Source organism: Microbacterium sp. 3J1 (genome assembly GCF_001049495.1).
Lineage (GTDB): Bacteria > Actinomycetota > Actinomycetes > Actinomycetales > Microbacteriaceae > Microbacterium.
In genome coordinates, this window is sequence record NZ_CDWI01000011.1 from 970,128 (window position 1) to 995,023 (window position 24,896).

Sequence of the window (24,896 nt, forward strand, 5' to 3'; positions counted from 1 at the left end):
GGCCCGAAAAGCTGGCAATCACGCTCCGGAGGGCTCGACCGCGACCGCCCGCGGCTAGCGTTGAACGGTTGCCCTGTCTCGGGGCCCCATGTCACAGGAGAACGAATGACAGCCCCCGCTGCCGCTGAGCCCACCGCCGCCGACCGCCGCCGCTGGGCGCGCTATCTCGTCGAGGAGCGCGCCGAGGCGGCCGTGTACCAGAACCTCGCCCGCCGCCGCACGGGGGAGGAGCGCGACATCCTCCTGAGCCTGGCGGACGCCGAGCGACGTCATGAGAATCACTGGCTCGACCTGCTCGGCGCCGAGCCGGCCCGGCTGCCGCGTGCGGGCGTCCGCTCCCGTCTCCTCGGCTGGATGGCGGGGCGCTTCGGGTCGATCTTCGTCCTCGCGCTCGCGCAGTCTGCCGAAGCCCGTTCGCCGTACGACTCCGAGGAGTACGCGACACCCGCGATGCGCGCCGACGAGAAGGTGCACTACGAGGTGGTCCGCGGCCTCGCCGCCCGTGGACGCCGGCGGCTCTCGGGGTCGTTCCGCGCGGCGGTCTTCGGCGCCAACGACGGGCTGGTCAGCAACCTCGCCCTCGTGCTGGGCATCGGCGCCACGGGCGCGAGCTCGGGATTCGTCCTGTTCAGCGGGATCGCCGGTCTGCTCGCCGGCGCCCTGTCGATGGGAGCGGGGGAGTTCGTCTCCGTGCGCTCTCAGCGTGAGCTGCTCGCCGCGACAGAGGCCAACGATGACGCGGACGCCTCCGCGGCGGATCTCGACATCGACGAGAACGAACTCGCCCTCGTGTATCGCGCACGGGGCCTGAGCCCGGACGAGGCGCTGGAGCGTGCCAGTCGCATCGTGGCGGCCGCCCGCGCAGGTGTCGAGCGCACGGCGACCGGTCCGGTCCGCGTCCACGGGGCCGACGACCACGACATCGTCGGAAGCGACTGGGCCGCCGCCGTCTCGAGCTTCCTGCTGTTCGCGTCGGGGGCCGTCATCCCCGTCCTGCCGTGGATCTTCGGTCTGCAGGGAACCACAGCGGTGATCGTCGCGCTCGTGCTGGTCGGCATCGCACTCCTCAGCACGGGGGCGATGGTCGGCATCCTCTCGGGCGGGCCGCCCCTGCGCCGGGCTCTCCGCCAGCTCGCGATCGGATTCGGCGCCGCGGCGATCACCTATGCCCTCGGGCTCGCGTTCGGGGTCGGCGCGGTGTGAGCATGGCGGCGCCCGCTCGGCCTGCCTGATCGCCGGGCAACGAGAAAGCCCCGGGAGATCTCACGATCTTCCGGGGCTCATCCTGTGCGCGGAGGGGGACTTGAACCCCCACGCCCTTACGGGCACTACGACCTCAACGTAGCGCGTCTACCATTCCGCCACCCGCGCAGGTGTTGGATGTCCGTTGCCGAACGAAGATTTACATTAGCACGCGCGGACGGGCACTCAGAAACCGACGGCGTCGCCCGGGCGCGCCGACCGGTTTCGATAGCCTGGAGGGTATGACCGAACCCTCGTTGCCCGAGGTCGTCCGCATCGCGAGCGACCTGATCCGCATAGACACGTCGAACTTCGGCGGCGGCAACGCGAAGGGGGAGCGGGAGGCCGCCGAGTACGTGGGTGCCTATCTGGAGGCGCTCGGTCTCGCCGTCGAGTACTACGAGCCCGTCCCGCGGCGCACGAACGTCATGGCTCGCGTCGCGGGCCGCGACCGCAGCAAGCCCGCGCTCGTCGTGCACGGACACCTCGACGTTGTCCCCGCCATGCCCGAGGACTGGACGGTCGACCCCTTCGCCGGCGTCGTCGAAGACGGGATGCTGTGGGGACGCGGCGCCGTGGACATGAAGAACATGAACGCGATGATCCTCACCGCCGTCGCCGACATCCTGCGGGCGGGCGAGCAGCCGGAGCGCGATCTCGTGCTCGCCTTCTTCGCCGACGAGGAAAACGGCGGCGTCGAGGGTTCGGCGCTCGTCGTGCAGCACCGGCCGGAGTGGTTCGAGGGAGCGACCGAGGCGATCAGCGAGGTCGGCGGATACTCGATCACCGTGGACGATCGGCGCGCCTACCTGCTGCAGGTGGGGGAGAAGGCTCTCATCTGGATCCGCCTCGTGGCCAAGGGGCGCGCCGGGCACGGCAGCCGACTCCACGATGACAACGCCGTCACGCGCCTCGCCGAGGCCGTCGCCGCCATCGGACGCACGCGCTGGCCGATCCGTCTCACACCCACGACGGAGGCTCTGCTGCGGGGGCTGAGCGACCTCACCGGGCGCTCCGCCGACGACCCCGACGCGCTGGCGTCGGCGGCTGGTTCTGCCGAAGCGTTCCTCCGGTCCTCGTTCCGGACGACGACGAACCCGACGGCACTGACCGCCGGCTACAAGCACAACGTTATCCCGGAGCGCGCCGAGGCGCTGATCGACGTGCGGGTGATCCCCGGCACGGAGGACGATGTCCTCGCCGAGCTGCAGGAGATCGTCGGGGCCGACATCGAGATCCAGACGGTCGTGCGTGACATCGGGATGGAGACGCCTTTCGAAGGCGACCTCGTCGAGGCGATGGTCGCGAGCCTCGGCAGACACGATCCGGGAGTCCCGGTGATCCCGTACCTCCTGGGCGCCGGGACCGACAACAAGGCGCTGGCCGCGCTGGGCATCACGGGCTACGGCTTCGCGCCGCTGCGCCTGCCCGCCGACCTCGATTTCACGGGCATGTTCCACGGGGTCGACGAGCGTGTGCCCGTAGAATCGCTTGTCTTCGGTCAGCGGGTGCTGGCCGATCTGCTGCGTAGGTACTGAGCTCCTCTCAGCCGCGCTGCTCCTACTCAGAAGGCTTTTCCATGCATCTCTTCGAAGCGCTCATCCTCGGGATCGTCCAGGGGCTCACCGAGTTCCTGCCGATCTCCTCCAGCGCCCACCTGCGCATCCTCGGCACCTTCCTGCCCTCAGGCGAGGACCCGGGGGCGGCGTTCACCGCCATCACGCAGATCGGCACCGAGGCTGCGGTGGTCGTGTTCTTCTGGCGCGACATCGTGCGGATCATCACGCAGTGGTTCCGGTCGCTGACGGGCAAGGCGCCGCGCACGGATCCCGACGCGCGCATGGGATGGATGATCATCATCGGCAGCATTCCGATCGTGATCCTCGGGCTCCTCTTCCAGGACCAGATCGAGACCGTCTTCCGGTCGATGTGGATCGTCGCGATCATGCTGATCGTGTTCGGAATCCTCCTCGGGATCGCCGACCATGTCGGAGCGAAGCGGCGCAAGCTCGATCAGCTGACGTACCCGCATGGTGTCGCCTACGGCTTCGCGCAGGCCCTCGCCCTGATCCCGGGCGTCTCGCGGTCGGGTGGCACGATCACGATGGGTCTGTTCCTCGGATACGAGCGCGCGGCCGCCGCCCGCTACGCCTTCCTGCTCGCGATCCCCGCCGTCTTCGGAAGCGGGTTCTACCAGGTCTTCAAGAGCTGGAACGAGCCGTCGTTCTTCTCGTTCGGCGACACCCTCGCCGCGACCGGCATCGCCTTCGTCGTCGCCCTCGCCGTGATCGCGTTCTTCATGAACTTCATCTCGAAGCGGAGCTTCCTCCCCTTCGTGATCTACCGGATCGCGCTGGGCACCGTGCTGCTGATCCTGCTGGGCACCGGCGTCATCGCCGCCTGAGCGTCGCCCGGGCGATCAGCGCTTGCGGTCGCCCGGCTCGTCGCCGCGCCGCTTCAGATAGCGCTCGAAGGCCTGGGCGATCGCATCGCCGGAGGCATCGGGGGAGTCCCAGGTGTCGCGCGTGCGCTCGAGCTGGCGGATGTACTCGGTCATGTCCTCGTCGTCGGCCGCAGCGGCATCGATCGACGCCTCCCATGCGGCGGCCTCGGTGCGCAGGTGGTCGCGGGTGACGTCGACGCCGGTGAGCTCCTCGAGACGATCGAGCAGGGCCAGGGTCACCTTCGGGGACGGCGTCGCCGACGCCACATAGTGGGGGACGCTCGCCCAGAGGCTCGCGGTGGGGATGCCGGCGCTCTCGGCGAAGTGCTCGAAGACGCTGAGGATGCCCACCGGACCCTCGTAGAGGGAGCGCTCGAGGCCGTGGGCCTCGCGCACCTGCTCGTTCTGGCTGGACGCGAATATCGAGATCGGGCGGGTGTGCGGCACGTCGGAGAGCATGGCCCCGAGAGTGACGAGACCGGTGATGTCGTCGCGGAGGGCGACATCGATGAACTCGGAGGCGAACGACTGCCAGGTCCGAGCCGGCTCCACACCGGTCAGAATCCAGAACTCGGGCCCCGGTCCGGGATCCCGCGGCCTCCAGAGGCCCGCTTCGGGCCAGGTGAGCTGCCGGCGGCCCTCCGCGTCCATCTTCGTCGAGGGCCGCGTGTACTGATAGTCGAAGTACAGCTCGGGGTCGATCGAGTGCACGAGGTCGTAGTCGGAGCTCGCCCGCAGTGCGGCGATCGCTCCGCTCGCGGCCTCACCGGCGTCGTTCCAGCCGTCGAAGGCGGCGATGACGATGCGCGAACCGAGAACATCCATCATGGGCTCCCTCCGAGGATCAGGATCGGTATCCCTCCAGGCTAGCCCGCTCGCGCGGGCGTCGGGCGGCGCCACGGCTAACATGGACCGGTGAGCAGACAGCCCCGCGCGATCCTCTGGGACATGGACGGAACCCTCGTCGACACCGAGCCGTACTGGATGGCGGCGGAGTCGGCCCTGGTCGAGTCGTTCGGCGGCACGTGGACCGATGAGGATGCCCTGCAGCTCGTCGGGAACGGCCTGATCGACAGTGCGATCATCCTGCAGAACGCGGGTGTCGACATGGAGGCCGACGCGATCGTCTCGCTCCTCACCGACGGCGTCCAGAAGGCGCTGCGCACCCAGGGCGTGCCGTTCCGCCCCGGCGCCAGGGAACTTCTGCAGGACCTCAAGAGGGCCGGCATCCCCACGGGTCTCGTCACGATGTCCCTGCGGCGCATGGCGCTCGGCGTCGTGGATCTCATCGAGTTCGACGCCTTCGACATCGTGGTCGCAGGCGACGATGTCGCCAATCCGAAACCGCACCCCGAGCCGTACCTGCACGCGGCGGCTCTTCTGGACATCGACATCGCGGATGCCGTCGTGATCGAGGATTCCCCGACCGGCCTACGCGCGGGCATCGCGTCGGGTGCCGTCGCGCTCGGTGTCCCGCACATCGTGTCGCTAGACGGAGTCGGCGCGCATGAGCTCTGGCCGACCTTGAAGGACCGCGGCGCTGCGGACCTCATCGACCTGTTCGACCGCAAGACCTCCATGACAGGAGTCACCCGATGACGACCATGACCGCCCAGCGACCGAGCGGTCCGTTCCGCGAGGGCGACCGCGTGCAGCTGACCGGCCCGAAAGGACGCCTTCACACGGTGACGCTCCGCGCGGACGGCGAGCTGCACACGCACCACGGGGTGCTGAGGCACCGCGATCTCGTCGGTCTTCCCGACGGCTCCGTCGTCGCGAACAGCTCCGGCCACGAGTACCTCGCCCTGCGACCGCTTCTCCGCGACTTCGCGATGTCCATGCCGCGCGGCGCGGCGATCGTGTACCCGAAGGATGCCGCGCAGATCGTCATGCAGGCGGACATCTTCCCCGGCGCGGTCGTCGTCGAGGCGGGAGTCGGTTCGGGCGCGCTCTCGCTCTCGCTCCTCCGCGCGATCGGCCCTGCCGGACGGCTGATGTCGTTCGAGCGTCGCGAGGAGTTCGCCGACGTCGCGCGCTCCAACGTCGCGACCTTCTTCGGAGCAGCGCCGTCCACCTGGGAGGTGGTGGTCGGCGACCTCGCCGAGGCGCTGCCCGAGCAGTGCCCCGCAGGCTCCGTCGACCGTGTCGTGCTCGACATGCTGGCGCCGTGGGAGTGCATGGATGCCGTTGCCGAGGCGCTCACTCCCGGCGGCGTCGTGCTCTGCTACGTGGCGACGGCCACCCAGCTGTCCCGTGTCGCCGAGTACATCCGCGGCACGGGCCTGTTCACCGAGCCCGAGGCGTCGGAGACGATGGTCCGCGGCTGGCACGTCGAGGGTCTCGCGGTTCGCCCTGACCACCGGATGGTCGCCCACACCGGCTTCCTGCTGACCGCTCGGCGCCTCGCTCCCGGGACGATCGCCCCGTCGGTGAAGCGTCGCGCCTCGAAGAGCAGCTACGGCGATGACGATGTCGAGCAGTGGACCCCGGGTGCCGTCGGCGATCGCCAGATCACCGACAAGAACCTCCGCAAGCGCGCTCGCGAAGCAGCGAAGGCCGCCGATGGAGCGCGCCTTGCGGCGTCATCGCGCGAATCGGACGCCGCGACGGAATAGACTGGAGCGCGTGCGTAAAACGTCCGCCGTTCTGGCAACTCTCAGCCTCGCCGTCCTCGCTCTGACCGGGTGCAGCTCGGCGCCGACGTTCGCGGGTGCGGCGTGCGATCGCGCGGCGGATTCGTCGTCCGTGCAGGATTCGGTCACCGTCGAGGGCGATCTGGGGGAGAGCCCGGACGTCACGGTCTTCGGGCCCGTCAAGGCGTCTGAGACGTCGTTCTCCGACGTGGTCACCGGCGACGGCGAAGCACTCACCTCTCCGTTCCAGCCCATGGTGCTGGACATCGCGTTCTACGGCGGGGAGAGCGGCGAGAAGCTCTACGAGTCCGAGTTCAACGGGGACATGAGCCGGGTGCACAGCATCGACTACTGGTCTCAGCGATCGCCAGGACTCGAGACCGTCCTGGAGTGCGCGACCGGCGGCAGCCGTGTCGTCGCCGTCCTGACGCCGGAGGACTTCGGCGAGAACAACGTCGAGGCCTTCGGCCTGGAGGAGGGCGAGAACATCGTCGCCGTGCTCGACGTCCTCGATGTGCACCTGGCGAAGGCCGAAGGGTCCTCGAAGTTCAACGACGCGCGCGGGCTCCCGACCGTGGTGCGGGCTCCCGACGGCACCCCCGGCGTCATCATCCCCGACGCGGACGCGCCGGAGTCCGCCGTCACCCAGACTCTCATCGAGGGAGACGGCGCGAAGGTCGAGGAGGGGTCGACGATCGTGACGAACATCACGGCCGTGGGCTGGGACGACAAGACCGTCACCTCCACGACGTGGGGCGGCGAGCCGAACATCGGCCCCGCGGCGAACGAGCTCGTCGGCGCGACCGTCGGCTCGCAGCTGCTCGTGGTGGTCCCTGCGGCAGACGGCAATCCCGCGACCGCGATCGTCGTCGACATCCTCGGGATCGTTCCGGTACCGGAGCAGTGATGGCGGCCCGGATTCCCGCGGAGGAGCGCCTGACGAACCTCGTCGTGGCGCTGATGGCCACGGAGATCGGGCTCACCAAGCAGCAGATCCTGGACAACGTCTCCGGCTATCGCCAGCGGGCGGATGCGGGTGCACGCTCCGATGCGCTGGAGAAGATGTTCGAGCGCGACAAGGACGAGCTCCGCGCGCTCGGCGTGCCGGTCGAGACCTTGGGCGACCAGGCCGACCCCAATGACCTCCGAGAGGCTCGGTACCGCATTCCGCAGGCAGAATACGACCTGCCCGGCGACATCGAGTTCACCCCTGCCGAGCTCGCGGTGCTCCAGCTCGCAGGCAGCGTCTGGAGCGCGGAGTCCGCATCGGGCGACGCGAAGGCCGGTGTGCGCAAGATCCGCGCCCTCGGCATCGACGGCGACGAGCCCATCATCGGCTTCGCACCCCGGATCACCGCCCGCGACGCCGCGTTCACTCCTCTCCAGGACGCGATCGAGAGGTCCCGGGTGGTCACGTTCGACTATCTGAAACCCGGCGAGGATGCGCCGCGCCGGCGCAGCATCCGCCCCCTCGCACTGGTCGACTACGAGGCTCGGTGGCATGTCTTCGGCATCGACGTCGACCTCGAGGCCGATCGGATGTTCCTTCTCAGCCGCATCGTCGGGGACGTCAAGGTCACGCCGAAGACGTTCCCCGCCTCGCTCCGCGATGGAGCGGGGGAGCGCGCGCTGGACGGACTCGAGCGCGTGGCCGCGCAGAACTCCGCTCTGCTCGAGGTCACACCGGGAACGGAGGCGGCCCTGCGTCTCGGGCGCCGGGCCACTCCCGCCGTCCAGGGCATCTATGTGCCGTTCGTCGACCTGCACATCCTCGCCGACGAACTCGCGTCCTATGGACCGGAGGTGCGCGTGGTCGAGCCGGCTGCGCTCCGCGATGCCGTCGTGGCACGGCTCACCGCGGTCGTCGCGACGCACTCCGAAGAAGGGGGCGTGCGATGAGCGGTTCCGCGAAGCCACTTCTGGCCGCCGACCGCGTCCGGCTCTATCTCACCCTCGTCCCATATCTCCTCGAGCACGGGCAGGTGTCGCTGGCCGAAGCCGCGGACGAGTTCGGGGTCACCCCGGCCGAGATGCGCCAGATGGTCGAGAAGCTGACGGTCATCGGACTCCCCGGCGACTCCGGGTACTGGCAGCAGCCTCAGGAGCTCTTCGACATCAACTGGGACCTCCTCGATGAAGAGGATGTCATCGAGATCACGAACGACGTGGCTCTCCGGCGGGTGCCGCGGTTCACCGCACGAGAGGCTGCGGCCCTCCTGGCGGGTCTTCAGATGGTCGCGGCGGTGCCGGCGGTCTCGGATTCCGGTCTCGTGAGCGGGCTCATCTCGAAGCTGTCGCGTGGTGCGGCCGACGCGCCGGCGCAGGTCGTCGTCGCGCCGAGCGCGGTCGACGAGGTCCGTCGGGTCGTCTCGAGAGGCGTTCAGGACGGCGTCGCCGTCTCCTTCACCTATCAGGCGCCCGACGCTCAGCCCACGACCCGCACGGTCGACCCTGTCCAGGTGCTGATCACGAACGCGCAGTGGTACCTGCAGGGGTGGTGCCACATGCGGCGTGCGATGCGGACGTTCCATCTCGACCGGGTCAGCGACGCGCGTCTGACGGACATCCCCATCACGCATGCCGGCGATCACGTCCCCGAGGCGTTCTCGGCGACCGAGGAGGAAGGCGAGGTCCGAGTGCGCGTGCCGGAGCGTCTGGCGCCGCTTCTCGGCGACTTCCTGACGGGCGGGAACGCCGAGATCGCGGACGGCATCGTCACCGCGCGTCTGCACCTCGCGGACCCGCGCGGCATCAAGCGGCTGGCTGCGAAGTTCGGGGGCGCTCTCGAGGTCATCGATCCCGAGATCGCGCGGACGGCCGCCAGGGAATGGGCTGTCGCCGGACTCGCCCTGTATCGCGACCCAGACCGCGACGACGCCGGTTAGACTCTACAAAACGACGAAGGAGAATCATGGGCGCTTTCGGTTGGCCACATCTGCTGATCATCCTCGCCGTCATCCTGCTGCTCTTCGGTGCTGCGAAGCTGCCTGCACTGGCGAAGAGCCTCGGTCAGTCCGCCCGGCTGTTCAAGGGCGAGATGAAGGCGATGAAGAACGACGACACGAGCGACGCCGCGAACCCGGGTGCTCCTGCCGCCCCGTCGACGGCAGCACCCGAGGCGACGGCGTCGATCCGAGACACCGACCCGGGTCAGCCGCCGCGATCCGCCTAGTCCGTGTCGGCTCTGGAATCCGCCGACCCGGAGGCTGTGGGCCGCGATAAGCGGATGTCGCTCGGTGCGCATCTGATCGAGCTGCGCAAGCGCCTCTTCATCGCGGCGGCGGCGCTCGTGGTCGGCATGATCGTCGCTTTCATCGTCACCGAACCGGTGATCGAGCTCCTGTCCGTGCCCATCCGCACGATCGCCGAGCAGCAGGGCCGCGAGTACACCGGGCTGAACTTCACGACGGTCACGAGCGGATTCGACCTGCGCATGCGCATCGCGTTCGCCATCGGTCTGCTCATCTCGGCACCGGTATGGCTGTGGCAGGTGTGGGCGTTCATCATGCCGGGGCTCACCAAGAAGGAGACCCAGTACACCTGGGGCTTCCTCGGTGCCGCCATCCCGCTGTTCTTCGGCGGCTGCACCGTCGCGTTCTTCGTGCTGCCGCACGTGATCGAGATCATGGCCGGCTTCGTGCCGACGGGCATGGCGCAGTTCTTCGACTACTCCAGCTACTACGACTTCGTCTTCAAGTTCCTCATCGTCGTCGGCATCGCGTTCGTGCTCCCCGTCTTCCTCGTGGCGCTGAACCTCGCGGGTGTCGTCTCCGGCAGGGAGATCCTCCGAGGCTGGCGCGTGGCGATCCTCGTGTGCACGATCTTCGCCGCGATCACGACGCCGCCCGCCGATGTCTTCTCGATGCTGCTGCTGATGGCGTCGATGATCGTCCTGTACTTCGCGGCGACCCTCGTCTCGATGCTGTTCGACCGCCGGAAGCGCAAGCGCGAAGACGCCGCGGGCCTCCTCCCTGATGCCGTATGAGCTCGCCGGCTGAGCGGTACGCGGCGGCCCGTGAGGCGGCGAGCACGCCGGAGACGACGGCGTTCGCCGAGAAGCAGCGGTTCCAGCTCGATCCGTTCCAGATCGAGGGGTGTCATGCCCTCGAACGCGGTCACAGCGTGCTCGTGGCGGCGCCGACGGGGGCGGGCAAGACGATCGTGGGCGAGTTCGCGATCCACCTCGCGATGCAGACGCCTCGGGACAAGGCGTTCTACACGACGCCGATGAAGGCTCTCTCGAACCAGAAGTTCCGCGAGCTCGTCGATGTGTACGGGGCTGACGACGTCGGGCTGCTGACGGGCGACACCAACATCAACGGCAACGCGAGGATCGTCGTCATGACGACCGAGGTGCTTCGCAACATGATCTACGCGGACTCCTCGGCGCTCCGCGACCTCCGCTACGTCATCATGGACGAGGTGCACTACCTCGCAGACCGGTTCCGAGGAGCGGTCTGGGAAGAGGTGATCATCCACCTGCCCCCGCACGTGCAACTCGTGTCGCTCAGCGCCACGGTCTCGAATGCCGAGGAGTTCGGCGACTGGCTCGACACGGTGCGCGGCGACACCGAGGTCGTCGTCTCGGAGATCCGGCCCGTGCCGCTCGAGCAGCACGTCCTCGTGCGCGACGATCTGCTGCCGCTGTTCGACGATCGGGCGGGTCTCGCCACGGCGAAGGTCAACCAGGAGCTCATGCGCATCCGATCCTTCACGGGGTCGAACTACGACAGCAATCGCGAGGCCCAGAGCTACCGCAGCAATCGCCACGCAGGGCGGCAGGCGCAGCGCCCGCCTCGCGGTGGACGCCGCCCCGTTCGGTCGGCCAATGTGCGGCGGATCGAGCGCATGGACCGGCCCGACGTCATCCAGCTCCTCGAACGCGCCAATCTGCTGCCCGCGATCTTCTTCATCTTCAGCCGCGTCGGCTGCGATGCGGCCGTCCAGCAGGTCCGCAGGTCGGGACTCCGTCTCACCTCTGTGGAGGAGCGGGCGGAGATCCGTGCGATCGTCGAGGACCGTACGCGCACGCTGCAGGACGAGGACCTCGGCGTGCTCGGGTACTGGGAATGGCTCGACAACCTCGAGCGGGGCGTCGCATCCCACCACGCCGGTCTGCTGCCCGCGTTCAAGGAGGTCGTCGAGGAGCTCTACCAGCGGAAGCTGGTCAAGGTCGTGTTCGCGACCGAGACCCTGGCTCTGGGCATCAACATGCCCGCGCGCACCGTCGTGCTGGAGAAGATGGAGAAGTTCAACGGCGAGGCGCGGGTGGCCATCACCTCGGGGGAGTACACCCAGCTGACCGGACGCGCAGGACGCCGCGGCATCGACGTCGAGGGACACGCGGTCGTCCAGTGGACGGAGGGCATGGATCCCCAGGCCGTCGCAGCTCTCGCATCGCGACGCACCTATCCGCTGAACTCCAGCTTCCGGCCCACCTACAACATGGCCGTCAACCTGATCGACCTCTTCGGCAAGGTGCGGGCAAGAAAGATCCTCGAGTCCTCCTTCGCCCAGTTCCAGGCCGATCGTTCGGTGGTCGGACTCGCTCGTCAGGTACGCGAGGCAGAGGAGTCGCTCGAGGGGTACAAGTCGGCGATGACATGCGAGCACGGCGACTTCCTCGACTACGCCTCGATCCGGCGCGAGCTCAGCGACCTGGAGAAGAAGAACCGTCAGGACGCCCAGGGATCCCGAGTCAGCCGCGACAAGCGCATGAAGCAGATCCAGTCGCTCCGCAATCGGATGCAGAGGCACGGCTGCCACGGGTGCCCCGATCGCGAGTCGCACGCGCGATGGGCCGAGCGCTATTGGAAGCTCAAGCGGCAGACCGATCGCACGCGTCGACAGATCGAGAATCGAACCGGCACGGTGGCCCGCGTCTTCGACCGCGTCGTCGAGGTCCTCGAGACGCTCGACTACCTCGAACGCGAGGGCGACGAGACCCGGCTCACGTCCGCAGGGCGGACGATGCGCCGCATCTACGGTGAACGAGACCTTCTTGTCGCGGAATCCCTGCGTCAGGGCCTCTGGAAGGGTCTGGACGCACCCTCGCTCGCGGCCATGGCCTGCTGCCTCGTCTACGAACCCCGAAGGGATGAGGCGAATTCGGGGGAGCGGGGTCTTCCTCGCGGCCCGTTCCGCGCGGCGTACGAGAAGACAACGACCCTGTGGGCGGAACTCGACGACCTGGAGAAGGACCACCATCTCCCGGGCACCGAGCCACTGGCCGCCGGCCTCGCCGGAGCGATGCACGCCTGGGCGCGCGGAGGCTCACTCGACCGCGTCCTCGTCGACGCGGATATGGCCGCCGGCGATTTCGTGCGATGGGCTAAGCAGACGATCGATCTGCTCGACCAGCTCTCGATCGTGGCGGAGGACGGAGCGCTGGCGAGGAACGCGCGCACGGCGCTCGACGGCGTGCGTCGTGGCATCGTCGCGTATTCGTCGATGTGAGAATGGGATCGATGTCCGAATCCCGCGCACGACCGCGCCCGTTCATGCCGCTCTGGGCCGCCGTGCTGAGTGCCGCCGGTGCCGCCTTCCTCATGGATCTGGCCTACCCCGAGGCCGCGATCTGGATCCTCGTCTTCCCTGCGACCGCATTGCTGCTCCTCGCGTTGATCGGCCGGCGGGCAGGGGGAGCGCTGCTGGTCGGCGCGGTGTACGGAATCCTGTTCTTCGGCGTGCTGGTGTCGTGGACGTCCCGGTATCTGGGTCCGGTTCCGTGGGGCGCGTTGAGCGTCGTCGAGGGCGGGCTCACCGCGGTCGCCCTGATCCCGATCGCGCTCGCCTACCGGTGGCTGCCGCGGGCGTTCCCCGGGACGGCCGGCCGGGTGGTGCTGCTGCCCGCCGTGGTGGCTGCGCTCTGGGTCGGCCGGGAGGTGTTCGTGGGTTCGTGGCCCTACGGCGGATTCCCCTGGGCGCGGCTGGCCATGAGCCAGGCACAGAGTCCGCTCGCCCCCGTCACGTCATGGGTCGGGGTCAGCGGCCTCAGCTTCCTGATGGTCCTCCTGGTCGCGATGGGCATCGAGATCGTACGGACACGCGGCTGGCGGCGGCCGGTGATGCTGGTCGCGCCCGCGGCGCTCGTCGTGGTGCTCGTTCTCACCCCGCTCTTCCCGACGACCGCCGCCGGCTCGATGCGCATCGCTGCGGTGCAGGGCAATGGTCCCAGCGGCTACTTCGACACGCGTGAGGACTACTCGATCGTGCAGGCGCAGACTGCGGCGACCGTACCGCTATACGGCGAGGACGCCGACCTCGTCGTGTGGCCGGAGGGGTCGCTCGACTACGACCCGTTCCAGGCCGATGGTATCGCGCGGCGGATGGAGATGGTGGCCTCGCGGATGGACGCGCCGCTGCTCGCCAACGCCGCCACGGAGCGGGACGGTCGCTTCTACAACACCTCGATGCTGTGGACGGAGGACGGATACGCCGGGCAGAGCCACGACAAGCGCCACCCCGTGCCGTTCGGCGAGTACGTGCCCGACCGACCGTTCTTCAACGCCCTCGCGCCCGACCTGATCGGCTTGCTGCAACGCGACTACACCCCGGGGACGAACGATCCGGTGATCGACGTCGACGGCGTGAAGATCGGGCTCGCCATCTGCTTCGACGTGATCTACGACGACGTCATCCATGCCGGTGTCGGAGAGGGAGCGCAGGTGCTGGTGTTCCAGACCAACAACGCGGACTTCCGTGGCACCGACGAGAATCTGCAGCAGCTGGCATTCGCGCGGATGCGGGCGATCGAGACCGGACGCAGCGTCGTGAACATCTCGACGGTGGGCACGAGTCAGATGATCCGCCCGGACGGTTCGACCATCTCCCGCCTGGATGCAGGAGAGGCCGGAGCGTTGCTCGAGGATGTCGAGCTTCGCTCCGGCCTGACTGCGGGGGTCGTCCTGGGCCCCTGGATCCAGCAGCTGCTGCTCTGGGGCGGTCTGGCCGCGCTGGCCTTCGGGTGGCTGCGCGGCCGAGGGCGCTAGGCCCCGATCTTCTCTCTGGTCGGGTCCTCGCCGGCACCGCGGCGGGCGCGGATGAACGCGAGGCGCTCCTCGAGGAGCTCCTCGAGCTCGGCACGGGTGCGTCGCTCCATGAGCATGTCCCAGTGCGTGCGGGCGGCCTTCTCATCGGCCGTGTCGAGCGTGACGGCGTGGCCGTCGACGTTCAGGCGGGCGTCCGCGCCACAGGCACGGCATTCCCAGGTCTGCGGCGGCTCTGCGTCGGCCGCGAACATGAGGTTCGTGACGTGGCCGCAGGTGTCACAGGTGTAGATGGTTTCACGGCGCTCCATGAAGACGACGCCCTCTTCGCTCTGTAGGCTCTGGGCGCCGAGTCGGATGCCGCGCAGGCTGCGATCTGCCATTGTGTGGTCCTCTCGTCGCTGTCAGGTATAACGCTCCAGCCTGTGCGCTTCATCCACGTGGGCGTGATCTCGGCGGGATTCACAGCCGAATCCCAGCGCGAGCGCGTAAGGGCGGCGTGGCGCGGTCAGCGGCCGAGCGCTGCCAGTGCGACGTCCGCCCGGTCGGTGACGACCCCGTCGACCCCGGCTGCGACGAGGCGCCGCATGTCCTCCTCGTCGTTCACCGTCCAGACGTGGACCTCGACATCGTGGGCGTGCGCTGCGCGCAGCAACGCCCCGGTCAGGACGCGCAGGGTGCCGCGGCGCTCAGGGATCTGAAGCGCATCGATGTCCCGAAGGACGCGACCGGGGGAGAGGCGCAGGGAGGAGAGCGCTCGAAGAGCCGCGATCGTTCTGCTTCCCCCGGATGTGGCGGGTCTGAGCGCCGCCCCCGCACGGAGGGTCGCCGCTACGGCCGCTCGTCTGCGGGCGTCGGAGAAGCTCGTCACGAGCACTCGGTGCGTGTGGTCGACGAGGATCCGACCGAGTGGTTCCGCAGCGGCATCCGTCTTGACGTCGATGTTCAGACGCGAGGACGGAAAGGAGCTCAGGGCCTCGCCGACCGTCAGCAGGCCGCCGTGATCGGCGAACATGCTCGCCAGCTCCCGCGTCCGAACGTCTCGGACGGCTCGCGGATCGTCGACCAGGCGTTGCAGCGTCGAGTCGTGGAAGAGCACGACGTCACCGTCTGCGGTCACCTGACAGTCCGTCTCGATGTACTCGACTCCCGCCGCGTGCGCGGCGGCGAAGGCGACGGCCGAGTTCTCCCAGACACCGGAGTCCTCGCCCGCCGCGGTGATCAGACCGCGGTGAGCGAGGACTCGGGGGTGACGGGTCTTCTCGAAGTAGGGGTGGGTCACGCGCCCGGGGTGTTCGTCGGCGGCTGACCTGTCTTGGGGGTGAACGCGGATCCGATTCCCTTGAGCGCCTCGGTGAGCTCGCTCGGCACGATCCACAGCTTGCTCGACGGGCTCTCGCTGATCTTCGGAAGCATCTGCAGGTACTGGTAGGCGAGGAGCTTGTCGTCCGGCTGCCCCTGGTGGATCGCGGTGAAGACGTTCTGGATCGCCTCGGCCTCACCCTGGGCGCGCAGGACGGCGGCCTGCTTGTCGCCCTCGGCACGCAGGATCTCCGCCTGCCGCCGCCCCTCGGCCTCGAGGATCTGCGACTGCTTGGACCCCTCGGCGGTGAGGATCGCGGCGCGACGGTCCCGCTCCGCGCGCATCTGCTTCTCCATGGAGTCCTGGATGGACACGGGCGGGTCGATGGCCTTGAGCTCCACGCGACCGACGCGGATGCCCCACTTGCCGGTCGCCTCATCGAGGACGACGCGCAGCTGGCCGTTGATGTTGTCGCGGCTGGTCAGCGCCTCTTCGAGATTCAGACCACCGACCACGTTTCGCAGGGTGGTGGTCGTGAGCTGCTCGACGGCCCCGAGGTAGTTGGCGATCTCGTAGGTCGCAGCCCGTGCATCCGTCACCTGGAAGTAGACGACCGTGTCGATGGAGACCACGAGGTTGTCCTCGGTGATCACCGGCTGCGGAGGGAAGGAGACGACCTGCTCGCGCATGTCGATGAGCGGACGCAGACGATCGATGAAAGGGACCAGGATGTTCAGCCCCGGCATGAGGGTCTTGTGATACCGGCCGAGGCGTTCCACCACGCCCGCCGTGGCCTGAGGGATGATGCGGATCGATCGCGCCAGCGTGACCACCACGAAGATGGTGATCGCGATGACGAGGATCCAGCCGATCGCTGCGGGGATGAACGAGGTGTCGTCCACGGGAGTCTCCTAGTCGTTGGTGGGGCGTACGGTGGCGGTCGCCCCGTTGATCGTCGTGACGACGACGGGCGATCCTTGCGGGATCGCCATGGGCGCGGCGGTGCGGGCTGTCCAGGTGTCTCCGTTGCTGAGTTTCACCAGACCGGAGATCTGGGTGATGTCCTGCAGAGCGATGCCCCGGAGATCCACCAGGGCGTCGACATTGGACTTCGTGGGGTCCTCGCCGCGATGGAGCCGCTTGAGGAGCGGCGGCCTCAGGAACAGGATGAACAGCGCGGCGGCGGCAGCGGCGACGAGCACCTGCACCCAGACGGGGATGCCGATGAAGTCGGTCACGAGGCCGACCACGCTGCCGAAGCTCAGCATCAGGAACGTGAAGTCGAGGGTCAGCATCTCGATGACGAGGAACAGGGCGATGAGGACCAGCCACCCGACCCAGGCCCACTGATCGATGAACTGGACGAATGTGGAGAAGTCGTTCATTGCTGCCTCCTTTACGGTCAACGTATCACGCAGCCGAGACGCGCTCCGGGTGCTCCAGCGGCCGATTGATAGTCTGGGACGGCCGTGCGAACACGGCGTTCCACGCACACGAGGAGTCACCGTGACCGACGTTCTTCCCGCAGGTTCTCTCGACGGCAAGGTCGCGCTCGTGACCGGGTCCTCCCGGGGGATCGGAGCCGACACCGTCCGCTACCTCGCGGAGGCCGGCGCGGACGTCGTCATCAACTATCGCAACAAGGCGCCGCGCGCGGAGAAGCTCGCGACCCAGCTGCGTGAACTGGGTCGCCGCGTCCTCGTCGTGGGCGCCGATCTCACCGATCCCTCCTCGGTCGCGGAGATGTTCGATGCGGTGAAGTCGGAGTTCGGACGCCTCGACGTCCTCGTCCTCAACGCCTCGGGGGGAATGGAGTCGGGCATGGCCGCGGACTACGCGCTCACCCTCAACCGCGACGCCCAGGTCAACGTCCTCGAGGCGGCGACCCCGCTGCTGGGCGACGGCTCGCGTGTCGTGTTCGTCACGAGCCACCAGGCGCACTTCATCCGCACCACTCCGACGATGCCCGAGTACGAGCCGGTCGCGCTGTCCAAGCGCGCGGGGGAGGACGCGCTCCGTGAGCGCATCCCCGGACTCGCCGAGAGGGGGATCGGATTCACGGTCGTGTCGGGCGACATGATCGAGGGCACCATCACCGCCACCCTGCTCGAGCGGGCCAACCCCGGTGCGATCGCCGAGCGCCGCGAGTCCGCCGGCAAGCTGTACAACGTGTCGGAGTTCGCGGCAGAGGTCGCGAAGGCGTCCGTCGACCCCGTGCCGGCCGACAACACCCGCCTCGTCGGCGACGTGAGCGCTTTCGCCGCCGAATGACCGTCGCCGCATGAGAAGAGCCCCGTCCGCACCGGACGGGGCTCTTCTCGTTGCGGAGGGCGTCAGCTGACGCGGTCGGCGCCGGTCGCAGAGGCGAAGTCCTTCGAGTCCTTGCCCAGGGTCACCGCGCGCACGATCTGCACGATGCCCAGGACCACGAGGGAGATGCCGAAGACGAGCCAGAGGACCGTGGCGGCATACAGCGGAGAGAACAGCACGATGATTCCCGCGATGATGCTGAGGAGCGCGTACAGCAGGGTCCAGACCCGCGACCCGTCCTGTCCGAGCAGGCTCAGGGAGACCACGCCGTCGACGATCCAGCTGATGCCGATGAAGATCACCACGACGAGCGCGAGCGTGGCGGCCGCAGCCCCGAGGTTCGCGAAGGCGATGACTCCGGCGACGATGTACAGCAGACCGAGGGCGATGTGGCCGACACGCGCCCAACCGCCCTTCTTCTGGGAGAAGATCCCGAGCCCGATGTACACGAGTCCGGCGATCACGAGGTAGGTGGCGAAGATGCCGGTGACGATCACGGCCGACTTCACCGGCCAGACGAGCAGGACGATGCCCGCGATCAGTGCGATGACGCCGGACACCGCAAGGGTGATCCGGATGGACTTGAACAGCGACTTCGCCTCGGTGGCGAGTGATTCAGACATGGCTGGGACCCTTTCTGAGAACATCCTGTGAGGGATGACCACAGAGTAGCGCTCCCGGGTACCGAAATGGGGGAGGATTTATGCGGGGCAGTCGCCCGCAGTCATTTCGCGACACCGTGCGACATGTCACCATTTAGTCGTGACTCCTGACGCCGACGCTCGACTCCGCGAGCTCGTCGTCATGCGGAGAGTGCGCGATCGCATCGACAGGGAGTTCGCGCGGCCGCTCGACGTCGAGGCTCTCGCCAGGGGCGTGCACATGTCAGCGGGCCATCTCAGTCGTCGCTTCCGGGACGCGTACGGCGAGTCGCCTTACTCCTACCTCATGACCCGCCGTATAGAGCGCGCCATGGCGCTGCTGCGTCGAGGAGACCTGTCGGTCACCGAGATCTGCGTCGAGGTGGGCTGCTCATCGCTGGGGACCTTCAGCACCCGGTTCACCGAGCTCGTGGGTGTCTCACCCACCGTGTACCGTGAACGCGCAGTCACCACCGACGGGATCCCGACGTTCCACGCGAAGCACGTCGTGCGACCGATCAGGAATCAAGAAGCGCCTCGAACCGACGCACACCTAACCTGAACCCATGAAAATCAGCATCCACTACGCATTCCTCCCGCACACGGACGCGGAGGCGGCCCTCGGCTTCTATCGCGACGCCCTGGGTTTCGAGGTGCGCAACGACGTCGGATACGACGGCCTGCGGTGGCTGACCGTCGGGCCCGAAGGACAGCCGGACACCTCGATTGTCCTGCATCCGCCGGCGACCGACCCGGGTCTCACCGACGCCGAGCGCCAGACCATCCTCGAGCTGATCGCGAAGGGCAGCTACAGCGCCCTCACGCTCGCGAGCGATGATCTCGATGCGCTGTTCGACCGTCTGGTGGAGTCGGGCGCCGACGTCGTGCAGGAACCCATGGATCAGCCGTACGGGGTCCGCGACTGCGCATTCCGAGACCCCGCGGGCAACCTCCTCCGTATCAACCAGGCCGGCTGACTCCTCAGCCACGAAGAACGAGGGACACCATGACGACTCACGCCGCAGACGGCCACGACCTGATCCGCGTCCAGGGTGCGCGCGAGAACAACCTGAAGGACGTCAGCGTCGAGATCCCCAAACGACGGCTGACGGTGTTCACCGGGGTCTCCGGCTCCGGCAAGAGCTCGCTGGTGTTCGACACGATCGCCGCAGAATCGCGCCGCATGATCGACGAGACGTACAGCGCGTTCGTGCAGGGCTTCATGCCGTCGGTCCCTCGCCCCGACGTCGATGTCCTCGAAGGCCTGACCACCGCGATCATCGTCGATCAGGAGCGTCTCGGAGCGAACCCGCGATCGACCGTGGGCACAGTCACGGACGCGAATGCGATGCTGCGGATCCTCTTCAGCAAGCTCGGCCAGCCGTACATCGGCGGGCCGACGGCCTTCTCGTTCAACATCCCGACGCAGAGGGCGAGCGGCGTCATGACGGGTCCCGGTGGTGAGAAGAAGATCGTCAAGGACGCCATCTACCTCGGTGGCATGTGCCCACGATGCGAGGGACGCGGAGCGGTGTCCGACCTCGACCTGGCCCAGATCGTCGATGAGTCGAAGTCGCTGGACGAAGGCGCCATCATGGTTCCCGGCTACACCGCCGACGGCTGGATGGTGAAGGGCTTCTCGGCCTCCGGCTTCTATCCCGCCGACAGACCCATCGCCGAATTCACCGAGAAGCAGCGTCATCTGTTCCTCTACGGCGAGGTCACGAAGGTCAAGATCTCCGGCATCAACATGACGTACGAGGGCTTGATCCCCAAGATCACGAAGGCGATGCTGTCCAAGGATCTCGACGCTCTGCAGCCTCATGTCCGCGCGTTCGTGCAGCGCGTCGCGACATTCGCCACATGCCCGGAATGCGACGGCACGCGACTCACCGAGGGAGCCCGCTTGTCGAAGATCGACGGCATCAGCATCGCCGACGCCTGCCGGATGCAGGTCACCGATCTCGCCGACTGGGTGCGCGGCCTGCATCTCACCGGGGCCGGGCCGCTGCTCGAGGCGCTCAGCGCGAACCTCGACGCATTCGTGACCCTCGGCCTCGGCTACCTGAGCCTGGAACGGCCGTCGGGCACGCTGTCCGGGGGAGAGGCGCAGCGCATCAAGATGCTCCGTCACCTCGGTTCGTCGCTCACCGACATCACCTACGTGTTCGACGAGCCGACCATCGGTCTGCATCCGCACGACATCCAGCGCATGAACACCCTGCTGCTGCGGTTGCGGGACAAGGGGAACACCGTGCTCGTCGTGGAGCACAAACCCGAGACCATCGCCATCGCCGACCATGTCGTCGACCTCGGCCCCGGCGCGGGCAGCGCCGGAGGTGAGATCTGCTTCGAGGGCACCATCGCCGGTCTGAAGGCCAGCGGCACGCGCACGGGAGATCACCTCGACGATCGGGCCGAGCTGAAGTCCTCTGTGTGCGCGAAGACCGGCGTCCTCGAGGTGCGCGGAGCCACGGCGAACAACCTCCAGAACGTCGATGTCGACATCCCGACCGGCGTGCTGACCGTCGTGACGGGTGTCGCCGGCTCGGGCAAGAGCTCTCTCATCCACGGCTCGGTGTCCCGGCGCGACGGCGTGGTATCGATCGATCAGGGGGCGATCAAGGGCTCTCGCCGCAGCAATCCCGCCACCTACACCGGGCTGCTCGAGCCGATCCGCAAGGCGTTCGCGAAAGCCAACGGGGTGAAGCCGGCGCTGTTCAGTGCGAACTCCGAAGGCGCGTGTCCGACGTGCAAGGGAGCCGGTGTCATCATCACCGAACTCGGCTTCATGGACACGATCGAGACGCCCTGCGAGGATTGCGGCGGCAAGCGCTTCCAGGCGGCTGTCCTGGAGTACACGCTGGCGGGGAAGGACATCACGCAGGTGCTGGACCTGCCCGTCTCCGAAGCCCGGGTCTTCTTCTCCGACGGAGAGGCCAAGCTGCCGGCTGCAGCGGCGATCCTCGCGCGCCTGGAGGATGTCGGGCTCGGGTACCTGTCGCTCGGCCAGCCGCTGTCGACCCTCTCGGGAGGAGAGCGGCAGCGCATCAAGCTGGCGATCCAGATGGGGGAGAAGGGCGACATCTACGTCCTCGACGAGCCCACCACGGGGCTCCACCTCGCAGATGTGCAGAACATCCTGGGCCTCCTCGACCGTCTGGTCGAATCCGGCAAGACCGTCATCGTCATCGAGCACCATCAGGCTGTCATGGCTCACGCCGACTGGATCATCGACATCGGACCGGGAGCCGGGCACGACGGAGGTCGAGTCGTGTTCGAGGGACGCCCCGCCGATCTCGTCGCCGCGAAGTCCACGGTGACGGGGGAGCACCTCGCCGAATACGTCGGCGCGTAGTCAGTCCTTGCGGGCGACGATCGTATAGGTGCAGGGGATGAGGTCGCGCTCGGCCTGCGGCCAGGCGTAGCCCCGGGGCACCTCGACCATACGGGAGCTGAACTGCCAGGGGAGCGTGCGACCTTCGTCGAAGTGGATCAGACGCAAGCCTGCGCGGAGCAGCGATCCGATGATCTCCGACAGCGGGTGCGGCCACTCATAGGTGCGAGCGTGGGCGACCGTCCCATTTCCCACATATGTAGAATCATCGTTCCACTGCTGCGCACGCCCATCGCCGAAATACGGGTACCGAGCCGTCAGGGTCGGGGCGTCCTCGTCGAGCGCGAGCATGGCGGGGTGCGCGTCGCGGATGTAGAACGTGCCGCCGGGACGCAGCAGGCCGAAGATCTGCTCGGCCCAGCGGTCGAGGTCTGCGAGCCAGCAGATCGTGCCGATGCTCGTGTAGACCACGTCGAAGTCACCGTCCACGACGGCCCTCGCATCGAGGACGTCGGATTCGACCCAGGTCGCCGACGCTCGCGAGCGCTCCGCGAGAGCCGCTGCGGTCTGGAGGGCCGGCGCCGAGAAGTCCACGCCCGTCACGACCGCGCCGGAACGCGCCAGGGAGATCGTGTCCGTGCCGATGTGACACTGCAGATGACACAGGTCGAGGCCCTGGATGCTCCCGTCGGGCAGGAACCGGTCGAGCACGGGCAGATCGTCGATCACGACGTCGCTGATGTGCGAAGGATCGTCGTACGCCTCGAGCCCATAGGCTGCCTCATGCAGCGGCACGCGGTCGTCCCAGTTCTCTCGATTCGCCTGGCGTGCGGCATCCCAGTCGATCTCGACGTTCTGTCCGTCCACACCTGGAGCCTATCGACAGCCTGCCGACGCTTCATCTCATAGTGCCGATAATGCACATTATGTCAGCTAGCGTCTGGAGGACGCCCCTCCCGCAGGCGCCATTGCTCGAGATTCGCCGCAGGCGCCCCTACCCCGTGCGACGGCTCCGTGGAGCCCGCGACGGATCACGGGGTGACGATGTCGAATCCCGGGTCGCCCGTCGTCAGAACGGACGTGAGTTCTCTCAGCGCCGCCGCGTCGCCGCTGATGTCCACTCCGGGTCCGTCCTGATCTCCACCGACGAGCGCAAGCAGGCGGGCTTTCGTCAGCGACAGGGTCGCCTGCGCCGACGCGGCATCCGCCGGCTTCTCGATGTAGACGAGAACTCCGTTGCGGACGGTCACCCGGAAGTTGCGTCCCTCATCGGTGAGGGTGAAGTCGATCGCGATGTCGAGGTCCCACGCGCGAGGGCCGTCGACCGAGATGGCGACCGAATCCAGGAGCTGCTCGGCCGTGAGCTGGGCGAGGATCTCCGGGGCGTTCGTGGTCGTCGGGGTGCCGAAGTTCCCCGACCGGAGCTCGGTCGCGCCGGACATGTAGAAGTTGCGCCAGGTGCCGTTCTCGGCGCCGTAGGCGAGCTGATCGAGAGTCGACGCATAGAGCTCGCGCACCGCGGCGTTGGCCGGCTCGGTGAAGATGGCGTGATCGAGCAGCGTCGCCGCCCACCGGAAGTCCCCTGCGTCGTACGCTCCCTGTGCCGCGTCGACGATCCGGTCCATCCCGCCGGCCAGAGCGACGTACCGCTCCCCCAGCGCCTTCGGCGGATGCGGCCAGAGGCGCGCAGGGTTGCCGTCGAACCACCCCATGTAGCGCTGATATATCGCTTTCACATTGTGGCTGACGCTGCCGTAGTATCCGCGTGCATGCCACGAGTTCTCCAGGATCGGAGGCAGCTGGATCTCCTCGGCGATCTCGGCGCCGGTCATCCCCTGATTCGTCATGCGGAGCGTCTGGTCGTGAAGATAGGAATACAGGTCCCGCTGAAGACCGAGGAACTCGAGAATCTCGGCGTTCCCCCACGTCGGCCAGTGATGCGAGGCGAAGACGACGTCCGCCTCGTCGCCGTATCGTTCGATCGCCTCGGTGAGGTATCTCGACCAGACATGCGGATCGCGGACCAGAGCTCCGCGGAGGGTCAGCAGGTTGTGGAGGGTGTGGGTCGCGTTCTCCGCCATGCAGAGCGCCCGGTATCTCGGGAACAGGAAGTGCATCTCGGCCGGGGCCTCCGTGCCGGGAGCCATCTGGAACTCGATGACGAGACCGTCGATCGTGTGGGACTCCCCCGTCTCCGCGACCTCGATCGTCGGCGGGATGATGCCGGCGTGACCGGTGGACGTCGTCTGTCCGAGTCCCGCACCGAGCGCGCCTTTCGCGCTGCGCTCGAGTGCTGCACCGTACATGTACCCGGCACGTCGTCCCATCGCGGTTCCCGCATAGACGTTCTCCGCGACGGCTTCGGCGACCGTTCCCTCGGGAGCGATGATCTGGACGCGGCCAGACTCGACATCGTCCTTCGACACGATGCCGAAGATCCCGCCGAAATGGTCGATGTGACTGTGGGTGAAGACGACGGCGACCACAGGTCTCTCGCCCCGGTGCTCGCGGTACAACCCCAGCGCAGCCTGAGCCGTCTCCTTCGAGATCAGCGGGTCGATGACGATCACGCCGGTGTCGGACTCGACGAAGCTCACGTTCGACAGGTCGAATCCGCGCACTTGGTACACGCCCTCCACCACCTCGAACAGTCCGTGCTTCGAGACCAGCCGAGATTGGCGCCACAGGCTCGGATTCACGGTGTCGGGAGCATCCCCGTCGATGAAGTCGTAGCTGTCGGCATCCCAGACCACGTTGCCGTCATCGTCGTGCACGACGGCCGGGCTCAGCGTGCCCAGAAACCCACGCTCCACCGCCTCGAAATCCCGCGTGTCATCGAAGGGAAGTGCAGCCTTCAGATCCTCCTGCTGCTGCGTGATCGCCGCCGTCGCATCGTTCTGCACCATCGTCTCCTCCTGTGGTCTCCCCTGCGCCTCACGCCGGGTCATGCCTCTCAGCCTCGTGCGCCGGTGTCGACCCCTCAAGCGCGGGCTCATCCT

At 67.7% G+C, this 24,896-nt stretch carries 24 protein-coding genes and 1 tRNA gene; 16 read left to right on the top strand and 9 right to left on the bottom strand.

Going from position 1 to position 24,896, the window contains the following annotated elements; genetic code table 11:
• Nucleotides 1-105: 105 nt before the first annotated feature.
• On the top strand, nucleotides 106-1,203 hold the full coding sequence (locus tag BN2660_RS13730) for a VIT1/CCC1 transporter family protein (protein ID WP_091233129.1): 1,098 nt from the start codon (nucleotides 106-108) through the stop codon (nucleotides 1,201-1,203).
• 85 nt (nucleotides 1,204-1,288) lie between these two features.
• On the opposite strand, the gene BN2660_RS13735 is transcribed toward BN2660_RS13730, so the two are convergent.
• Nucleotides 1,289-1,371 (bottom strand) — tRNA-Leu (locus BN2660_RS13735).
• A gap of 113 nt (nucleotides 1,372-1,484) precedes the next feature.
• On the opposite strand from BN2660_RS13735, the gene BN2660_RS13740 reads away from it, so the two are divergent.
• A complete protein-coding gene (locus BN2660_RS13740; protein ID WP_091233133.1) occupies nucleotides 1,485-2,780 on the top strand; it encodes a M20/M25/M40 family metallo-hydrolase in 1,296 nt (431 codons plus the stop codon).
• A 41-nt stretch (nucleotides 2,781-2,821) separates the two neighbouring features.
• Nucleotides 2,822-3,646, top strand: a complete 825-nt coding sequence (locus tag BN2660_RS13745) for an undecaprenyl-diphosphate phosphatase (protein ID WP_091233137.1) — start codon at nucleotides 2,822-2,824, stop codon at nucleotides 3,644-3,646.
• Between the two features lie 15 nt (nucleotides 3,647-3,661).
• Here BN2660_RS13745 and BN2660_RS13750 read toward each other — a convergent pair whose 3' ends face one another.
• Nucleotides 3,662-4,510 (bottom strand): PAC2 family protein, encoded by an 849-nt coding sequence (locus BN2660_RS13750; RefSeq protein WP_091233706.1) that lies wholly within the window; start codon nucleotides 4,508-4,510, stop codon nucleotides 3,662-3,664.
• 90 nt (nucleotides 4,511-4,600) lie between these two features.
• On the opposite strand from BN2660_RS13750, the gene BN2660_RS13755 reads away from it, so the two are divergent.
• From BN2660_RS13755 to lnt, 9 genes are read left to right on the top strand one after another with little or no spacing between them, the layout of a single operon-like run.
• A complete protein-coding gene (locus BN2660_RS13755) occupies nucleotides 4,601-5,284 on the top strand; it encodes an HAD family hydrolase (RefSeq protein WP_255305171.1) in 684 nt (227 codons plus the stop codon).
• Nucleotides 5,281-6,300 (top strand): tRNA (adenine-N1)-methyltransferase, encoded by a 1,020-nt coding sequence (locus tag BN2660_RS13760; protein ID WP_091233144.1) that lies wholly within the window; start codon nucleotides 5,281-5,283, stop codon nucleotides 6,298-6,300. Before BN2660_RS13755 ends, BN2660_RS13760 begins: the two co-directional genes overlap by 4 nt.
• Nucleotides 6,301-6,310: 10 nt before the next feature.
• Complete coding sequence (locus tag BN2660_RS13765; RefSeq protein ID WP_091233147.1) at nucleotides 6,311-7,225, top strand: FKBP-type peptidyl-prolyl cis-trans isomerase; 915 nt, start codon at nucleotides 6,311-6,313, stop codon at nucleotides 7,223-7,225.
• Nucleotides 7,225-8,217: a helix-turn-helix transcriptional regulator gene (locus BN2660_RS13770; protein WP_091233151.1), complete on the top strand. Its 993-nt coding sequence runs from the start codon at nucleotides 7,225-7,227 to the stop codon at nucleotides 8,215-8,217. The genes BN2660_RS13765 and BN2660_RS13770 overlap by 1 nt, the downstream gene beginning before the upstream one ends.
• Nucleotides 8,214-9,203: a helix-turn-helix transcriptional regulator gene (locus tag BN2660_RS13775; protein ID WP_091233154.1), complete on the top strand. Its 990-nt coding sequence runs from the start codon at nucleotides 8,214-8,216 to the stop codon at nucleotides 9,201-9,203. The genes BN2660_RS13770 and BN2660_RS13775 overlap by 4 nt, the downstream gene beginning before the upstream one ends.
• 26 nt (nucleotides 9,204-9,229) lie before the next feature.
• Nucleotides 9,230-9,490 carry a Sec-independent protein translocase subunit TatA gene (gene tatA, locus BN2660_RS13780; protein WP_091233157.1) on the top strand — a complete coding sequence of 87 codons (261 nt, stop codon included), beginning with the start codon at nucleotides 9,230-9,232 and terminating at the stop codon, nucleotides 9,488-9,490.
• Nucleotides 9,491-9,544: 54 nt separating this feature from the next.
• A complete protein-coding gene (gene tatC, locus BN2660_RS13785) occupies nucleotides 9,545-10,303 on the top strand; it encodes a twin-arginine translocase subunit TatC (RefSeq protein WP_091233161.1) in 759 nt (252 codons plus the stop codon).
• Nucleotides 10,300-12,774 carry a DEAD/DEAH box helicase gene (locus BN2660_RS13790; protein WP_091233165.1) on the top strand — a complete coding sequence of 825 codons (2,475 nt, stop codon included), beginning with the start codon at nucleotides 10,300-10,302 and terminating at the stop codon, nucleotides 12,772-12,774. The genes tatC and BN2660_RS13790 overlap by 4 nt, the downstream gene beginning before the upstream one ends.
• Before the next feature lie 11 nt (nucleotides 12,775-12,785).
• Nucleotides 12,786-14,309, top strand: a complete 1,524-nt coding sequence (lnt, locus tag BN2660_RS13795; protein ID WP_091233710.1) for an apolipoprotein N-acyltransferase — start codon at nucleotides 12,786-12,788, stop codon at nucleotides 14,307-14,309.
• On the opposite strand, the gene BN2660_RS13800 is transcribed toward lnt, so the two are convergent.
• The 4 genes from BN2660_RS13800 to BN2660_RS13815 form a co-directional block, all read right to left on the bottom strand.
• Nucleotides 14,306-14,689 carry an RNA polymerase-binding protein RbpA gene (locus BN2660_RS13800; protein ID WP_091233168.1) on the bottom strand — a complete coding sequence of 128 codons (384 nt, stop codon included), beginning with the start codon at nucleotides 14,687-14,689 and terminating at the stop codon, nucleotides 14,306-14,308. The genes lnt and BN2660_RS13800 overlap by 4 nt on opposite strands.
• Before the next feature lie 125 nt (nucleotides 14,690-14,814).
• Entirely contained in the window at nucleotides 14,815-15,588 is a 774-nt protein-coding gene (locus tag BN2660_RS13805; RefSeq protein WP_091233172.1) for a glycerophosphodiester phosphodiesterase family protein, read from the bottom strand.
• Complete coding sequence (locus BN2660_RS13810) at nucleotides 15,585-16,511, bottom strand: SPFH domain-containing protein (RefSeq protein ID WP_091233175.1); 927 nt, start codon at nucleotides 16,509-16,511, stop codon at nucleotides 15,585-15,587. Before BN2660_RS13810 ends, BN2660_RS13805 begins: the two co-directional genes overlap by 4 nt.
• Nucleotides 16,512-16,520: 9 nt before the next feature.
• Nucleotides 16,521-16,994, bottom strand: a complete 474-nt coding sequence (locus BN2660_RS13815) for an NfeD family protein (RefSeq protein ID WP_091233179.1) — start codon at nucleotides 16,992-16,994, stop codon at nucleotides 16,521-16,523.
• A 121-nt stretch (nucleotides 16,995-17,115) separates the two neighbouring features.
• Between BN2660_RS13815 and BN2660_RS13820 the strand changes: the two genes are divergently transcribed.
• Nucleotides 17,116-17,880, top strand: a complete 765-nt coding sequence (locus BN2660_RS13820; RefSeq protein ID WP_091233182.1) for an SDR family oxidoreductase — start codon at nucleotides 17,116-17,118, stop codon at nucleotides 17,878-17,880.
• A gap of 62 nt (nucleotides 17,881-17,942) precedes the next feature.
• On the opposite strand, the gene BN2660_RS13825 is transcribed toward BN2660_RS13820, so the two are convergent.
• Complete coding sequence (locus tag BN2660_RS13825) at nucleotides 17,943-18,542, bottom strand: HdeD family acid-resistance protein (RefSeq protein ID WP_091233185.1); 600 nt, start codon at nucleotides 18,540-18,542, stop codon at nucleotides 17,943-17,945.
• Nucleotides 18,543-18,723: 181 nt separating this feature from the next.
• Between BN2660_RS13825 and BN2660_RS13830 the strand changes: the two genes are divergently transcribed.
• Genes BN2660_RS13830 through BN2660_RS13840 form a run of 3 tightly spaced genes read left to right on the top strand, consistent with a single transcriptional unit; the run spans nucleotide 18,724 to nucleotide 21,918 of the window.
• Nucleotides 18,724-19,122, top strand: coding sequence for a helix-turn-helix transcriptional regulator (locus BN2660_RS13830; protein ID WP_091233713.1), 399 nt, complete (start codon nucleotides 18,724-18,726; stop codon nucleotides 19,120-19,122).
• Nucleotides 19,123-19,126: 4 nt separating this feature from the next.
• A complete protein-coding gene (locus BN2660_RS13835) occupies nucleotides 19,127-19,537 on the top strand; it encodes a VOC family protein (RefSeq protein ID WP_091233188.1) in 411 nt (136 codons plus the stop codon).
• A gap of 29 nt (nucleotides 19,538-19,566) precedes the next feature.
• Nucleotides 19,567-21,918, top strand: a complete 2,352-nt coding sequence (locus tag BN2660_RS13840) for an ATP-binding cassette domain-containing protein (protein ID WP_091233190.1) — start codon at nucleotides 19,567-19,569, stop codon at nucleotides 21,916-21,918.
• Here BN2660_RS13840 and BN2660_RS13845 read toward each other — a convergent pair whose 3' ends face one another.
• Nucleotides 21,919-22,764: a class I SAM-dependent methyltransferase gene (locus tag BN2660_RS13845; protein ID WP_091233193.1), complete on the bottom strand. Its 846-nt coding sequence runs from the start codon at nucleotides 22,762-22,764 to the stop codon at nucleotides 21,919-21,921.
• 164 nt (nucleotides 22,765-22,928) lie between these two features.
• The gene (locus tag BN2660_RS13850) at nucleotides 22,929-24,845 is read right to left on the bottom strand and encodes an alkyl/aryl-sulfatase (RefSeq protein WP_255305173.1); all 1,917 of its coding nucleotides are present in this window, start codon (nucleotides 24,843-24,845) and stop codon (nucleotides 22,929-22,931) included.
• Nucleotides 24,846-24,896 lie beyond the last annotated feature (51 nt).

Excerpts from the sequence above, each read along its gene's own strand:
- BN2660_RS13830 (WP_091233713.1), top strand. The coding sequence starts at position 18,724 with ATGCGGAGAGTGCGCGATCGCATCGACAGGGAGTTCGCGCGGCCGCTC.
- BN2660_RS13730 (WP_091233129.1), top strand. The coding sequence starts at position 106 with ATGACAGCCCCCGCTGCCGCTGAGCCCACCGCCGCCGACCGCCGCCGC.
- BN2660_RS13760 (WP_091233144.1), top strand. The coding sequence starts at position 5,281 with ATGACGACCATGACCGCCCAGCGACCGAGCGGTCCGTTCCGCGAGGGC.
- lnt (WP_091233710.1), top strand. The coding sequence starts at position 12,786 with ATGTCCGAATCCCGCGCACGACCGCGCCCGTTCATGCCGCTCTGGGCC.
- BN2660_RS13850 (WP_255305173.1), bottom strand. The coding sequence starts at position 24,845 with ATGACCCGGCGTGAGGCGCAGGGGAGACCACAGGAGGAGACGATGGTG.
- BN2660_RS13815 (WP_091233179.1), bottom strand. The coding sequence starts at position 16,994 with ATGAACGACTTCTCCACATTCGTCCAGTTCATCGATCAGTGGGCCTGG.
- BN2660_RS13835 (WP_091233188.1), top strand. The coding sequence starts at position 19,127 with ATGAAAATCAGCATCCACTACGCATTCCTCCCGCACACGGACGCGGAG.
- BN2660_RS13740 (WP_091233133.1), top strand. The coding sequence starts at position 1,485 with ATGACCGAACCCTCGTTGCCCGAGGTCGTCCGCATCGCGAGCGACCTG.
- BN2660_RS13825 (WP_091233185.1), bottom strand. The coding sequence starts at position 18,542 with ATGTCTGAATCACTCGCCACCGAGGCGAAGTCGCTGTTCAAGTCCATC.
- BN2660_RS13770 (WP_091233151.1), top strand. The coding sequence starts at position 7,225 with ATGGCGGCCCGGATTCCCGCGGAGGAGCGCCTGACGAACCTCGTCGTG.
- BN2660_RS13745 (WP_091233137.1), top strand. The coding sequence starts at position 2,822 with ATGCATCTCTTCGAAGCGCTCATCCTCGGGATCGTCCAGGGGCTCACC.
- BN2660_RS13800 (WP_091233168.1), bottom strand. The coding sequence starts at position 14,689 with ATGGCAGATCGCAGCCTGCGCGGCATCCGACTCGGCGCCCAGAGCCTA.
- BN2660_RS13790 (WP_091233165.1), top strand. The coding sequence starts at position 10,300 with ATGAGCTCGCCGGCTGAGCGGTACGCGGCGGCCCGTGAGGCGGCGAGC.
- tatC (WP_091233161.1), top strand. The coding sequence starts at position 9,545 with ATGTCGCTCGGTGCGCATCTGATCGAGCTGCGCAAGCGCCTCTTCATC.
- BN2660_RS13775 (WP_091233154.1), top strand. The coding sequence starts at position 8,214 with ATGAGCGGTTCCGCGAAGCCACTTCTGGCCGCCGACCGCGTCCGGCTC.
- BN2660_RS13750 (WP_091233706.1), bottom strand. The coding sequence starts at position 4,510 with ATGGATGTTCTCGGTTCGCGCATCGTCATCGCCGCCTTCGACGGCTGG.
- BN2660_RS13840 (WP_091233190.1), top strand. The coding sequence starts at position 19,567 with ATGACGACTCACGCCGCAGACGGCCACGACCTGATCCGCGTCCAGGGT.
- tatA (WP_091233157.1), top strand. The coding sequence starts at position 9,230 with ATGGGCGCTTTCGGTTGGCCACATCTGCTGATCATCCTCGCCGTCATC.